Below are 12,593 nucleotides of genomic sequence, written 5' to 3'. Positions count from 1 at the left end.
TACAACAGTCCTACCATGGAACAAGGTCAGCCGAGCTGGGGAGCCGCCGCACCCCCACCTTCGAGCGCAAACTTGCAGGCAGTGGGATTGGGGGGACATTGAGCATCCATGCGAGCCTCGCCGCCAGCCTCCGTCGCCAGGAAACCGCCAACCCAGATAACTGGGCAGCCACCATCCGCAACATGGCTCTCTTCGACCTGGCAGCAGACATGGAGCTGGGCTTCTTCCTCTCGTACTACCGAAACTTCGCCATCCCTAGCATCGCTGCCACTCTTCACACCAACGGTGAGATCCAACAGCGGCCCATGAAGCGCTCGTACGACACCGCGATCGTCATCTACGAGCTCATCGCCAATGGCTTGGACAGCGACCGCGGCCGCGAAATGATCGCCCTCCTCAACCACGTGCACCGCAACGTCCCCGGCAACAAGGACGATTTCCTCTACGTCCTCCTTACCCTGCTGGTGGTGCCGATTCGATGGACGCAGCAGAATGCCTGGCGCCAACCGACAACAGCAGAACTCGCCGCCGCCTCTCGCTTCTTCACTGAGCTGGGATTTAGGATGAACATCGACTCCATGCCCGGCACTTATGCCGAAGGCGAGCAATTCTTCGACAGCTACGAAGAGACGCACGTCGCACCATCCCTTGAAGGGCAGCAGCTGATGGACGCCACCGTCCAGGTTTTCCAAGGCCGGCTGCCGCGTCCTCTGCGCCCGCTCGCCGGGCAGATCATCAGCGCAATGCTCGACGACAGCCGTCTGGTCTCAGCGCTCGGCCTCCCTCGCGCCACAGGGCTCTCCCGTACCACGCTCAAAGGCGGGCTTGCGATACGCAATGCCATCCGCCGCCGTCGACCGCTTGAACAAAAGCCTCATTTCACGCCCGGCAAGGCCGGCTCCTCGTTGTACCCGAACGGGTACTCCCTGGGTCAGATCGGTCCGACCAATGTTCCGCCCTCCCCCATTCGCCGAAGCAATGAACTATCGTGAAGCCCGGAAAATAGCACGCAGGGCGGAGCACAGCTTCGGCTTGCCGGGTGACACTACGCTTCATTTCATCCAGGACAAACTGGAGACACAACGAGACAGGCCCATCACCGTCGATGAACTCCCCGGCTTGTCCGGGTCAGAATTGTGCGGCGTCTGGCTCATCTGCGATGACCACGACATAGTCCTCCACGCGCCGGTGAAATCCATCTGGCACCGGCAACAAATCATCCTGCACGAGTTCAGCCACATGATCCTCCGTCACGATCTCGAGATATCGGATGAAGAGCTGGTCGTCGCGTTCCTGCCAGACCTCGGCGTAAATGTACTCCGCGCGCTCGGCCGCAGCAGCTACACCGACGACGCCGAACTCACTGCAGAGGCCCTCGCCGACCAGCTGGCAACGCGCATCATCAACAATGAAGTCGGCACCACGCCCGAGCCTCTGGCCTTCCGCCGAGTGTTCGGCTGATGGAAGTCGTCCCTGCGGCCGCCCTCTGGGTGCTGACTGTCCTCAGACTGCCAGCAGCCCTCGACCCTGACCGTGGCAGCGTGTTCCGAGCGACCATCCTGGCCGCGATCGCCTGCACCCTGTACGTTCCCGCCGTCTATTACGGCATCGATCCCCTGCTGGGCGGTCACAACCGCGTCGGGCTGGCTACTCTCTTGTCTCTGCTCCTGGGGTTTTGGCAGTTCCGAACTGCCATTTTGCTGGCCGCGGTCCCAGACACAGAAGTACGACGGCGGCAACTCACCTTGGGCTGGTGGGCCGCGGGCGCCGCTTGCACGGCGGTAACGGCAGGATTTGTCGCCAGCCACGTCGATGTTACCGATCCGAACCTACCGCTGACCTACGGTGACCAACCCGGAATGGCATTGTTCCTCTGGACGGGCTCGGCATTCATCACGTGGATCTGCCTAGATATAGCCCGCGTGTGTCGCAACAACATTCCACACATGCACGCACCCGCGTTCCGCTCAGCTTTCACCCTCATCGCTGCGGGCTGCATGCTGTTTGCTCTGGTCCTACTCGACCGGTTGCTCTATGGCGCCGTGGTGAGCGTTGAGGGCACGGCAAGCCCGACTGCGGCCGTCCTCACCAGCTTGTATTGGATCGGCGAAACTGCCGCTGTTCTCCTCGTCAGCCTCGGGCTCCTTCTCCCCCGCTTGGCAGGCCATCTCGAACATGGCCCCTTCGGACTTCGTGTCAGGCTGTTGCTCTTGGAGATCGGGCCAATATGGAACCGCGTAGGCTCCGGCCAGCATGACCTGATCCTCGAGCACCGACCCGTTGGCCGTCTCATCTTCTTCTGCCGCCATGCAGAAACACAGCTTCACCGGCGTCTCGTCGAAATACGTGATTGCGAGATGGCCAGCCCCGCAGCTTCCAGGCGCCTCGGCGCCCACGATCGGTCCGTCGTCGAACGCGCCGAACACGCACTCGAGAGGCGCTCCGGAGCACAACTTTCGCAATAAGCCCCGCGGGGCCTACGACGTTGATAAGTCATGCCGCAGCATCCAAAACCATCGATGAATGGGCAAAAGCATCTTTGCTGTTTGTCATTCTGATACCCATCATCGCTGGGCGGGACCTCCGCGCAACCACGGCGTTTCGCGTCAAAATTGCACCCCGGCCTCTCACACTCATGGATGGATCCCTATCAGAACGGCGCCGAAATCTGACGGGCGCGTCCGCTGTCCGCCGGCCGATGAAGGAGAAGGACCATGGAAGAGCTCACCATCCACACCCCCGCCGACGTTCTCAGCTTTGTCGGCCACACGCTGGGGTTCTGGCCCCAGGAAAGCCTCGTCTGCATCACCATGTCCGACAACCGGATAGGGGCTACGCTCCGCGTTGACCTGCCCAAACGGGGCACCGAAATCAGCTATGCACAGACGGTCGCCGGGTACCTGGCCCACGACACCAACGCCTCAAGCGTGCTCTTTGCCGTGTACACCTCTCAGGCGGAGCAGGTCAGCGAGGTCAGGCCGCACGCGGCAACCATCGCCGCGTTGACAGGCGCCCTCGCTGAGCGTGGTATGTCCATCCGCGATGGGCTCCTGGTCGGAGACGAGACAGTTTGTCAGTACGACGGAGGTGCCAACGGCCCGTCCCTCCCGCTGGCCGCAACGCAGTCCAGTCAAATCAACGCTGAATTCGTCTACCGCGGCAGCACCATCGAACCTACCAACCGCATCACGCTGCCAGCTTCGACCAAGGAAACCGAAACCGCGGACGCTGTCGAGGACCGTGTGAAGGCACTCGGGAATCTGAAAGTCGGGGATGCGCTAGAGCAGGCCAGGGCGCGCTGGACGGACATGCTAAAGTCCACCAGCTACCCGGACCGGGATGACATCGTCAACTTCATTGCGGATCTTCAATTCCCCGTCATCCGCGACAGACTGATGGCCGACATCCCGGGCATCGAGGAACGCATGGACCGCATCCTCCTCGCTCAAACCGACGACAAGCCGGAGTGGTCTCGAGTCGAATGGGCGCAGCAGCTGCTGCTCCATGCCTACACGCACAGCAGCACAAAGCACTCCGCGCCGATCCTCACAGCAGTGGCATTCATCAACTGGTGGGAAGGCCGGGGCAGCAAAGCGCACCAGTTCCTGCAACTCGCCCTCGAGGCCGACCCCGCCTACCACTTGGCCAGGGTCAGCGACATCATGATCGGCTCGGGAATGGTCGCCGGCTGGAACATCAACAAGGGAACGGCGTACCGAGATCCAGGGCTGGAAGCCTGACGTGGTTTCTTCGGCTGCAATGACGACCGCCCGTCAAGCTGGTGGCGTTTCGGCCATCGTGCGCAACAGCGCTTACGTTCCGCCAGGGTGCCGAATTGGTGACCGGCGTCTTGGATGTTGCTGGGAACCGACCACTGTTGATCCCTCCAGGGTTCGGATTGCAGACTCTACGTCTCCCACGGCCCCGGGGCCGGCATGGCGGAGCAACACAAACCCGACTCTGAGTTCTCCCATGGCTGAATAATCAGTGCCAGCCGCTATAGGGATCTGCGTTGTGATTGGTGGGCGGCGGGTTCTTGTAGACGCGTCCGCGCTGAGATTGAGGCTCGCCCTGGTGCCGCGGTGGCCGGGTGCGTCGGTGTCTGCGCTGCCAGAAGGCGTTCAGAATGCGCAGTGCGACCATGAGGACCACCAAGCATCCGAGGGCAATTAGATACTCCATCAGTGCTTCTGCTCCGCTTTGGTCTGCTGTGCCTGCCGCCAGCGCTGGCGGCGGCCCGCCATAAGAAAAGCCCACCAGACCATGACGAAGGTGGCGAGGCCGAGGATGATGCTCCAGATGCCCGTTCCTACTTCGTCAGGAAGGGTGAGGCAGTAGAAACCCAAGGCGAGGCTGCCACCGCCGACGAGGGCGAGAAAGCACGCCGCCACCCTGATTGTGCGCGGGTCCTGGAGCGGTGTGATGGCGCCCAGCGAATATCCCTCGGGGACACCTCCGGGCCCGTACTGCTCCTCGTACTGGCGCACGTTGACGGGGCTCGGGTCATATGGAGTGCCATCAGGCCGGCGGAACTGCTTGCCTTGGTTGAACATTCATCGAATCCTATCGGGATGTGCCGGTCTGATCCGGGCGGTCCTGGCCAAGCTCCAGGAGGTTGATGTCGACCCGGCCGCTGGTCCCTGGTTTCGGGGAGCCGCGCCGCTTGCGGAGCTGGGTGGCCCGGTACTCGTCAAGGGCGAGGTTGAACGTATAGAGCGTCATGAATCCGGCAAAGCCTATTAGCCACAGGGCTCCCCACTCCGGCAGCCCGCCCTCCCATAGGGGACGCTGGAAAAGCCACAGGCCGACGATCAGGACGAGCCCCGAAAAGACCGTGATGATCCCCATGCCCCACCAGGTACTTACCTGAGCCTGTCCGCTCCCGGGCGTGAACCCGATCTCGTCGGCCGGGTAGCTGTGCAGCTCGCCAGTGTTGGTCTTGCGGAGCACCCGCTTCTCACCGGCGGCCACAGCCTTTTTGTGTTCGGCGTACACGGCATCCTCGCGCCGCATACGCTCACGGTCGTAGACCATATTCAGTCTTCCTGTCTATAAAGCGGATCAGGGTCGGGGCCCGGTTTCTTCATCCTGTTTCCAGGTTGCCGGGCTGTTTTAGAGCCGGAGCGTGACGCCCTCGGCCGTGCAGGCGCCGGCATTAGCGAAGACGGCGTCCCGGACGGCGTCCTTGGATGCCTGCTCAGGCTCGCCACCGTTTTCGGCCGCCGCCGAGTGGTCCATGGAGAGGGCGCCCAGGGACGCAAAAAGGCCGATCAGGTCCCCTGAAACCGTGTCTTTTGCGTCCTGCGCCTTCAGGTAGATGTCCTCGTAGGTGTTCGGATCGGTGCCCGGAAGGGCCTTGTACTCGGCGTAGAGCGCGTTGAACGTCTCACAGGCTTCCTTCACGCTGCCAGTCGTGGTTGCCGTTGGCGATCCTGAAGGCGATGCCTGTGTGGTGGCGGCTGTCTCCGTGGGTATGGAGCTGGGCCCGATGGGTTCTTTGGGAGGTGAGGCGCATGCCGTCAGGCCCGCGCCTGCTGCGATGGCTGCTGCGGCGAGGATTCTCTTCACTTTGGATCTTTCTCTTACGGGTGGCATTTTGTCTCAGCGCACCGGGAAAATCCCGATGAACCAGAAAGCGGCTAGGGACAGAAGCGCAAAGGCCGGGAGCAGGCAGCCGAGGACCTTATTTGACCGGGCAGCGACCTGGAGGGACTGGTTCGGGTCCTCCGGGTTGTAGGCCACCTCAAGAGGTGACCCAGGAACTGGTTTGCCGTGGTAGGAGACATCCGACTCCCCGATGTAGAGCAGGCCGCGGCTGTCATGGAATTGGTAGCGCGGCCAGTAGCGGATGCTCCGGGTTGCGTTGCCCGCGCCGTTACTCCAGCCTTGTCTGCTGCCGGTCACGGCGGCCTGGGTTTTGGACCAGGTGGCAATCAGCTGCTCCTGGCGCTTTGTGGTCCGGACTGCCTTGGTGCAGGAAAACGCGGCTCCCATAACGAACAGCGCCCAGATGACATACAAGGCAATTTTCACGGGGCGTTCTCTACCGGATTGGTGGTGACGTTGGCTGCGGACTCATCTTCCTTACGGAGCTTCACGGAATACGGGAAGTAGTCCAGGGTCATCTGGATGCGGGGATCCGGATGCTTCAGGAACCATTCGAAGGCGCGGTCATCGTCAGCCTCCCACCAGGGCTTCGGCAGCCCGATGCGCTTCCGGGCCTTGCGCCCACGCCATTCTTCCGTGACGTTGAAGTATCCCTGGAGGACTGCGAGGCCGAAGAGGAGCCCGAAGAACACCATGACCAGACCCATGATCGACAGATTGAAGAGCAGAATGACCCCAAAGGCCAGGGCGAACAGTGACGCCGGCAGGGCAATCAGTATCGTGAGCAAAATGCTGAAGTAGAAGGAACGGATCAGGTTGTGGTCGCCGCCGCCCGAGCTGGCACCGATGCCCCACTCTTCCTTCGTGTACGCGTAGATGGTCTTACCTGTCTTTGCGTACCCGTAGTAGTACGGGTGGTTGATGACCCGCTGGTAATGCTCGTCGATATTCTTCTTCTCCCCCATGGCACCAACTTTATCGGGTGTCATGGCGGGTTCAGTTCCTTGGATCGGCAGTCAGTCTGGGCATAAATGAGGCCATCGCGGTTGGGTTCAGACCAGCTGCCTGCCCTATACCGGTAGTGCCGTCGCGGGACACCGGCGGACGCCTTGGCTGGTGCGGGATTTGAGGCCTCTTTGCAGCAACGCCGATGCGGACCAAGGACCGTTCAAATCATTGCTTCGGTACTTACGAAAACCATTCCGGAAATGATTCCTCGGGAAGCCGCGCTGGCTGGCGGGTCTGAAGCCAGGGCCGAATCACGAGAATCCGCCACTGGATCCTTCACCGGATGCTGGGCACCCGGATGGTCTGCTGAGTCTTCATCACCGGGTCGACGAGGATGAACAGGGCAGTCCTCGACGCACGTTCTGCGACGTACTCGATCTGCTCGATGCTCAGCCCCTGCACCTTCAACACAGCACGCTGAACGTAGGGAAGGCGGGTCACTTCCACCAGCTGGCCGAGCTGCCGCACGGTGGCCTTGGCGGGTGCTTGCAGCGCGCCGGTTGACGCGTCCCAGGACCAGGCTGGCAGATGGTTTCCGATCCACTTCTTCTGGCACCGGCTCAGGCTGTGTACTCCTGGGTGAGAGGTCCTGCGCACCTGTGTTTCCAGAGCCCGCTTGCGGGCCTTGCTGGCTATTTTGAGTTTGTCCCACAGCACGTCCCCGGAAACGACGGTCCTGGCTGCTGCCTTGTTCGTTTTGCCGTGGCACGTTCCGCGGCTCCATCCATCCAGACGCACCTGACGCTTCAGACGGCTGTCTCATCCATTCACCAAAGGAGGTGCTTCGCCGATGGCACGCAACCGAAATTTCAGCCGGCGCGAGAAGCGCAAGGCACCAGCAACGGTTCCTGCTGTCCCGGACCTGGGACGGCTCACCATGCCCCGCTGGTACTCCGTCGTCTCGGCCGTCATTCTTTTTCTCGCCGGCGTCGCGTTCGCTGCCCGGGCCGTTCTGACCCTGCGTTCCAGCTCATGAGCACGCGGCAGAAGAAGCTCATCTCCGAGGTCATGCAGGAGCTGCGAAACAAGCCCGGCTTCATGCCGCTGAAGATTGCGGACATACTCTGGCCGGGGGCCGTCATGCGTACCCAGGACAGGTGGGCACAGCTGCAAGTCCGCTTCTTTCAGGCGTTCTCGCGCTAAGCCAGGATCAAGTGGGTAAGCGAAGCGAAGCCGTTCCCCAGGACCCGGGCTATGTGCCGTACCGGCCGGAGGAACAGCTGATATACCGCCGGGCGGAAAACGGCGAAATGGTGGGTTACACCCACGCCGAATACGGAGTGCGAAAAGATGACGGCGGAGGCCTGATCAAGCCGTACAACAGCTCCGCTGGCCTGCTGTTCCTGGCCATCCTCATGACGATCTGCTTCGGCGGAATGATCTACGGCCTGATCCAGATCGCCATAACAGGTCAGTGGCATATCTTGGGCGAGACCTGGTGGATGTTCCTGCTCGTCATGTACCCCTTGCTTGCCGGCTGGGCGGGCTACTTCACGGAGCGCAAGGCCGAGAAGCTCCGCAATGCCCGAAATCTGTCGCGGCCAGTGGAATAGCACGTCCAACAACCTGTTGGACTTTTCGTTGATGGTTCTCAGGCCGCTTTGACGATAAGCAGCTCATCCCACTCGGTGGTGTACCGCGGAGAAAGCGCCAGCCGTTTCATACCCCAGTCGGGCGCCTCGACCATCCCCGCGCGGCCCAGGCCAATGGAGCCTGTTCCGAACCGTTCCATGATGTCGCCGAGCAGCGCCCCGATGTGTTTTTCCTCGTGTGCCGTGGCGACGGCGGGCAATTGTGGCGCGGCTCCGGCCGGTGACAGGTCTGTGAGCATGACCCCTGCCCTCGCATACGGAACCCGTCCACGATCCGGTGCTCCAACGCGGGTACTGCCGCCTTGGTCAGGATCACCGGATCCGCGGTCGGGGCAGCCAGCTTCACTGTTGCGGATGGAAACGAGGAGGCTCTTTCGTTGAAATGAGAGGTGCCGGCGAAGCATGTCATCAGCTTGGCTTGCTGATGATCCTTGGCGAGTCGGATGGCTGCCTGCTGGGCATAAAGCGCCATCACCTCGTGCATCCTGGCCGCTGTCATCACCGGCTTGGAGAACGACCGTGAAAAAATGAGCTGCTTCTTACTGGCGATCTCGGTCTCCAGCGGGATGCACGGGATCTCGTTGAGCTCCATGATCGTGCGCTGCATCAGCACCGAGAACTTCTTCCGCATGGCTATCGGATCGGCAGCTTTCAGGTCAGCGATCGTGAAGATGCCCAGGGCGTTGAGCCGCTTGCCGAGCCGCCCGGCGATTCCCCATATCCCTGTCACCGGGACCCGGGACATGATGTGGTCGCGGTGGGAGGCGGGGAGCGTGTCGTAACTGCATACCCCTCCAAGAGCCGGATTCTGCTTGGCGACTCTGTTGACGAACTTGGCCAGAGTCTTCGTCGGGGCAATCCCGACACAGACAGGCAGGCCTACGTGCCTGGCGACGGTAGCTTTGATCTCCCGGCCCACGCGCTCCAGGTCGTGCGGTTCTCCCCGCAGCATGGCAAAAGCCTCGTCGATCGAATACACCTCGACGAGATAGCTGTAGCGGCCAATCAGCTCCATGACGCGGCTGCTGAGATCGCCATAGAGCTCATAATTTGAGCTGCGGTGAATGAGACCCGTGCGTAGGGCATCAGCTGCGAGTTTGAACCAGGGATCCCCGTTCTCGATGCCCAGGGCCTTGGCCTCGTTGGACCTGGCGACGACGCAGCCGTCGTTGTTGGAGAGAACCACCACAGGCTTTCCCTCCAACTTTGGGTCAAAGGCGCGCTCACACGAAACGTAGAACGAGTTGACGTCGATGAGGGCTGTCCGCTCCACCCGGCCGTCCGGCAGGTCACGCATGATGGCCCCGTTAGAGGCGATGAAGACAACGGGTGACAACGCCCCAAATCGTCAGCTCGGCAAGCTCCGGGACAACCACGTCGGGGTAGTCGGGATTCTCGGCGGCGAGCCTCACTCGGCCGTGTTCAAGCCGAAGCCTCTTTATGGTCAGTTCTCCGTCGACGATGGCGACCACGACGTTGCCGTCGACAGGAGTGATCGACCTGTCCACAACCCACTCGTCACCGTCGGAGATGCCCGCACCGTTCATGGAGTGCCCGGACACCCGGACCAGGAAGGTGCTCGTGATGTCTTTGATGAGGTGTTGGTTCAGGTCGATACGGCCCGTGAAATAGTCCTGTGCCGGCGACGGGAAACCAGCCGGCACAGCAACAGAACAGTACAGGGGCCCCAGCAGATCAGACGCAGTGACGTCGAGAGCGGCGACAACGACAGCACCCATTGCCCACTACCTCCTTGGGAATTATCGAACCTATGTTCTCCACAGGCTTATGCACATGTGAATATGTCTTCGATTAATCATACTGCCGGGTTCCTTGGTCGTCCCCTGCAAATGATTTACTTGCCTGACGGCCACACGCTCATTGGGGGATACATTGAAGGGCTTTGCCGCGTCGATTCTGCTTGTCCCGCTGCTGCTCACCGGCTGCGTCGTCCCCTACGGAGGCGCTGACGCTACCACCACAGCAACAGCGGCCGCCGACGGCTACGCGCGCTTGGATAAGGCTGGCATTGCCCAGATCAAGGCCTCCAAGGCGGCGCGACTGGATATGACCTCGGGACGGCTCACAAAGGAGAGCGTCGGCCTGGAGAACGGTACAAGTCAGGCGCCGGACGTCCTGATGCGTGAGGGCGTAATGTCCCTTGAGATTCAGGGGCCCCGCGGAACGGTCAGCGCGAAAACCGACCGGCTGCGGCTCAACGGCATGAACAACAGATCCGAGTTCAGTGAGGTCACGTACTTCCTCACGGCCGGGTCTCTGGAGGACTACACCGCCCTGATCCGTGACGGTGTGGACCGCTACGGCATCCCCAGTGATACCGCCGAGCGCTGGATCGACTCCATCTCCAGCCGGCCGGAGGACAAGAGCGACTTTGCGCTGGCGCCGGGCACCTCAACAGGCCTCCAGGTCCAGTACGACCTCCGCTACGACGGCTCCAAAAATACCCAGGTCGTCATCGTGCATGTCAGCCCGGCCTGACCGCCTTCGCCTCGTTGCCACTACATACCCGCCGCCGAGTGCCGGTAGCCCGGGCGGGTTGCAGCCAGCAGGAGACGCAAGTAATTCAACCAGAGAGGCTACGGAATGGACCCGTACCAACAGCACCAGCCGCCGTATGCACCTCAACCGCCCCACAGGCGCCAGGGTCAGTATCCGCAACAGCCCTACTATGGACCACCACAGCCGGGGTGGCAGGGGCCTCCGCCGCAGAAGAAGAGCAAGCTTGGCTGGATACTCGGTGGAATCGCACTGGCAGTGACCCTGCTCTGCATTCTTGGGTTCATGGGATGCTCCGCCCTCGCCCAGGAGATCAATGGTGGTGGAGGCTCCCAGGCGGAGAAGGCCAGCGAAATGATGGCCCGGGCTGACAACGTGCCGGAGGATGATTGGGTTGAGGTCTTCCGCCACGACCCCAAGGTCGATCCGGGATGTCTCTCCATCGATACATCATGCCTGCGTTTGTCCGCCCGGTGGTCCGTGGATCACAAGATCAGCCTGGAAGAGACAGCAAACCGATTCGGCATGAAGTCCGACTCAGACGGCCCCGTTTTGGGACGGTATGTGGGCTGCGTCAGTACCGAGTCTGACGGAGCAAGCAGAGAGTCACTCTGCATCGAAGAGTCTTCAGAAGGCTCAGACTCCTACGAGGTCACTGTTCAGATGGAGCGTGATTAGGGACTGAAGTGGACTACAGCGACTTTGAGCTGTCGCGTTCTGGGTGCTGTCGAACGCCCCAGGCGTTCTCCTGGTGACTATAGGAATCATCGCCCACAACAAGTTGTGCAAACCATGGATGCCTCGATACCTGATCCTCGGCATACTGGGCTGCTTTATCTATGCGATGTTTGCCGGCAGACTGGTCGCCCAGCTGTTCCCGCCGCCGTACGTCCCCGGCCTGTCAGAGGGCAGGGGGCTGGACCTCCGAGGAGTGGGCATCTTCATTGGGTCTTGGATCGGTGCCCTCGCCGGCGTTGTTTGCGCGCTAATTACTGTTGCAGGCTCTTCCCTAATGCGGCGACTACGGGACCCCGGGCGTTTGGTCTCCTGATGGCGTTGAGTCATGGACCAGGACCTCGACGAAGAGCCCGAGCCGCTCGCGAACCCACAGAGTCCACCAACCGCGACATCCGCCAGCTCCAGAGCCTCGGCTACAGCGTCACCCTCACCCCAGCCAATGGCTGATGTTGCCTCATACTCTCGTATTAGATCCGAAGGGACCCTTGCGCAATGGCGGATCGTCATGCAAGAGTGCACCAGCAGTTGGCGGCGGTTACACCGAAACCCCGTCCGGACGCTCAGGGGGAAGCATTGAATACTCGAAAACTCGGCGCGATCGGCATTGTTGCTGCGTTGGCATTGCTGGTGACACCCCCAAGTGAATGAATCCGATGCTGAGGTCGCGCGCGCGCTCAGTACAATTCCAGTTCGCGTGTCCCGACAAATGACCACTACCGAGTATCAGTTTCGCGTGGCCGAGGTCCTCAACCTTTTTGACGTCGAAGCAGTGGGCGACGAAACGGGCGTGTATTACGGGGACGAGGGCGCTGAGCTGGAAGATCAGCCTTTACTCGCTGCCATTCGTATACTCATTGGAAGGCGATTCGGCATCCCGGAAGCAGCCATATGAATGCCACCCCCGGAAGCTCACCGATGTCGTTAACCGGCCTGCCCCGTAGGGCCCCCCGGCCGCCCATCGCAGATATCACAGCGCCTGACAACCCGTCCCAACGCAGAGCGCCTCAGTTCTGCGGTAGAAGGACAGACAGCGGCGGGAGTCGTGGGACCGACGACGGAGCTGGGCATCGGCTGGCATGGGGGACACCAGCGCGACGGTCCGCCGCCGGCCGGTTCCGGATGCTGTCCCAG

The 12,593-nt window shown here is 61.5% G+C and carries 17 protein-coding genes and 1 pseudogene; 10 read left to right on the top strand and 8 right to left on the bottom strand.

Annotated elements, in window-relative coordinates; translation table 11 throughout:
* Positions 1-182: 182 nt before the first annotated feature.
* From QFZ33_RS10590 to QFZ33_RS10575, 4 genes are all read left to right on the top strand, one after another.
* Entirely contained in the window at positions 183-992 is an 810-nt protein-coding gene (locus QFZ33_RS10590) for an oxygenase MpaB family protein (RefSeq protein WP_307027227.1), read from the top strand.
* Positions 979-1,461, top strand: coding sequence for a hypothetical protein (locus tag QFZ33_RS10585; protein ID WP_307027225.1), 483 nt, complete (start codon positions 979-981; stop codon positions 1,459-1,461). Before QFZ33_RS10590 ends, QFZ33_RS10585 begins: the two co-directional genes overlap by 14 nt.
* Positions 1,461-2,465 (top strand): hypothetical protein, encoded by a 1,005-nt coding sequence (locus QFZ33_RS10580; protein WP_307027223.1) that lies wholly within the window; start codon positions 1,461-1,463, stop codon positions 2,463-2,465. The genes QFZ33_RS10585 and QFZ33_RS10580 overlap by 1 nt, the downstream gene beginning before the upstream one ends.
* A 249-nt stretch (positions 2,466-2,714) precedes the next feature.
* Positions 2,715-3,740, top strand: coding sequence for a DUF4192 domain-containing protein (locus QFZ33_RS10575; protein ID WP_307027221.1), 1,026 nt, complete (start codon positions 2,715-2,717; stop codon positions 3,738-3,740).
* Positions 3,741-4,181: 441 nt separating this feature from the next.
* Here QFZ33_RS10575 and QFZ33_RS10570 read toward each other — a convergent pair whose 3' ends face one another.
* The 6 genes from QFZ33_RS10570 to QFZ33_RS10545 form a co-directional block, all read right to left on the bottom strand.
* Positions 4,182-4,553, bottom strand: coding sequence for a hypothetical protein (locus QFZ33_RS10570; RefSeq protein WP_307027220.1), 372 nt, complete (start codon positions 4,551-4,553; stop codon positions 4,182-4,184).
* A gap of 10 nt (positions 4,554-4,563) precedes the next feature.
* On the bottom strand, positions 4,564-5,034 hold the full coding sequence (locus tag QFZ33_RS10565; protein ID WP_307027218.1) for a hypothetical protein: 471 nt from the start codon (positions 5,032-5,034) through the stop codon (positions 4,564-4,566).
* Between the two features lie 78 nt (positions 5,035-5,112).
* Positions 5,113-5,568, bottom strand: coding sequence for a hypothetical protein (locus QFZ33_RS10560; RefSeq protein ID WP_307027216.1), 456 nt, complete (start codon positions 5,566-5,568; stop codon positions 5,113-5,115).
* A 33-nt stretch (positions 5,569-5,601) separates the two neighbouring features.
* Complete coding sequence (locus QFZ33_RS10555; RefSeq protein ID WP_307027214.1) at positions 5,602-6,033, bottom strand: DUF3592 domain-containing protein; 432 nt, start codon at positions 6,031-6,033, stop codon at positions 5,602-5,604.
* Positions 6,030-6,596, bottom strand: coding sequence for a hypothetical protein (locus QFZ33_RS10550; RefSeq protein ID WP_307027212.1), 567 nt, complete (start codon positions 6,594-6,596; stop codon positions 6,030-6,032). Before QFZ33_RS10550 ends, QFZ33_RS10555 begins: the two co-directional genes overlap by 4 nt.
* Before the next feature lie 295 nt (positions 6,597-6,891).
* Positions 6,892-7,353, bottom strand: coding sequence for a hypothetical protein (locus QFZ33_RS10545; RefSeq protein ID WP_307027210.1), 462 nt, complete (start codon positions 7,351-7,353; stop codon positions 6,892-6,894).
* 52 nt (positions 7,354-7,405) lie between these two features.
* On the opposite strand from QFZ33_RS10545, the gene QFZ33_RS10540 reads away from it, so the two are divergent.
* The 3 genes from QFZ33_RS10540 to QFZ33_RS10530 are packed head-to-tail and all read left to right on the top strand — an operon-like array spanning position 7,406 to position 8,168.
* Complete coding sequence (locus tag QFZ33_RS10540; RefSeq protein ID WP_307027207.1) at positions 7,406-7,591, top strand: hypothetical protein; 186 nt, start codon at positions 7,406-7,408, stop codon at positions 7,589-7,591.
* Positions 7,588-7,758, top strand: a complete 171-nt coding sequence (locus tag QFZ33_RS10535) for a hypothetical protein (protein ID WP_307027204.1) — start codon at positions 7,588-7,590, stop codon at positions 7,756-7,758. Before QFZ33_RS10540 ends, QFZ33_RS10535 begins: the two co-directional genes overlap by 4 nt.
* An 11-nt stretch (positions 7,759-7,769) precedes the next feature.
* Positions 7,770-8,168 (top strand): hypothetical protein, encoded by a 399-nt coding sequence (locus QFZ33_RS10530; protein WP_307027201.1) that lies wholly within the window; start codon positions 7,770-7,772, stop codon positions 8,166-8,168.
* A gap of 38 nt (positions 8,169-8,206) precedes the next feature.
* On the opposite strand, the pseudogene QFZ33_RS10525 reads toward QFZ33_RS10530, so the two are convergent.
* Both QFZ33_RS10525 and QFZ33_RS10520 read right to left on the bottom strand, forming a co-directional pair.
* A pseudogene (locus QFZ33_RS10525) lies at positions 8,207-9,504 on the bottom strand (Y-family DNA polymerase).
* A gap of 10 nt (positions 9,505-9,514) precedes the next feature.
* Positions 9,515-9,946, bottom strand: coding sequence for a LexA family protein (locus QFZ33_RS10520; RefSeq protein ID WP_307027200.1), 432 nt, complete (start codon positions 9,944-9,946; stop codon positions 9,515-9,517).
* A gap of 142 nt (positions 9,947-10,088) precedes the next feature.
* On the opposite strand from QFZ33_RS10520, the gene QFZ33_RS10515 reads away from it, so the two are divergent.
* From QFZ33_RS10515 to QFZ33_RS10505, 3 genes are all read left to right on the top strand, one after another.
* Positions 10,089-10,706 (top strand): hypothetical protein, encoded by a 618-nt coding sequence (locus QFZ33_RS10515; protein WP_307027198.1) that lies wholly within the window; start codon positions 10,089-10,091, stop codon positions 10,704-10,706.
* Positions 10,707-10,982: 276 nt separating this feature from the next.
* Positions 10,983-11,402 (top strand): hypothetical protein, encoded by a 420-nt coding sequence (locus QFZ33_RS10510; RefSeq protein ID WP_307027196.1) that lies wholly within the window; start codon positions 10,983-10,985, stop codon positions 11,400-11,402.
* Between the two features lie 700 nt (positions 11,403-12,102).
* On the top strand, positions 12,103-12,354 hold the full coding sequence (locus QFZ33_RS10505; protein WP_307027195.1) for a hypothetical protein: 252 nt from the start codon (positions 12,103-12,105) through the stop codon (positions 12,352-12,354).
* The last annotated feature ends 239 nt before the right edge of the window (positions 12,355-12,593 follow it).

It is taken from the genome of Arthrobacter globiformis (assembly GCF_030815865.1).
GTDB lineage: Bacteria > Actinomycetota > Actinomycetes > Actinomycetales > Micrococcaceae > Arthrobacter > Arthrobacter globiformis_B.
Note: the sequence above shows the minus strand (reverse complement) of the source record. Positions and strands in the feature narration are given on the sequence as shown.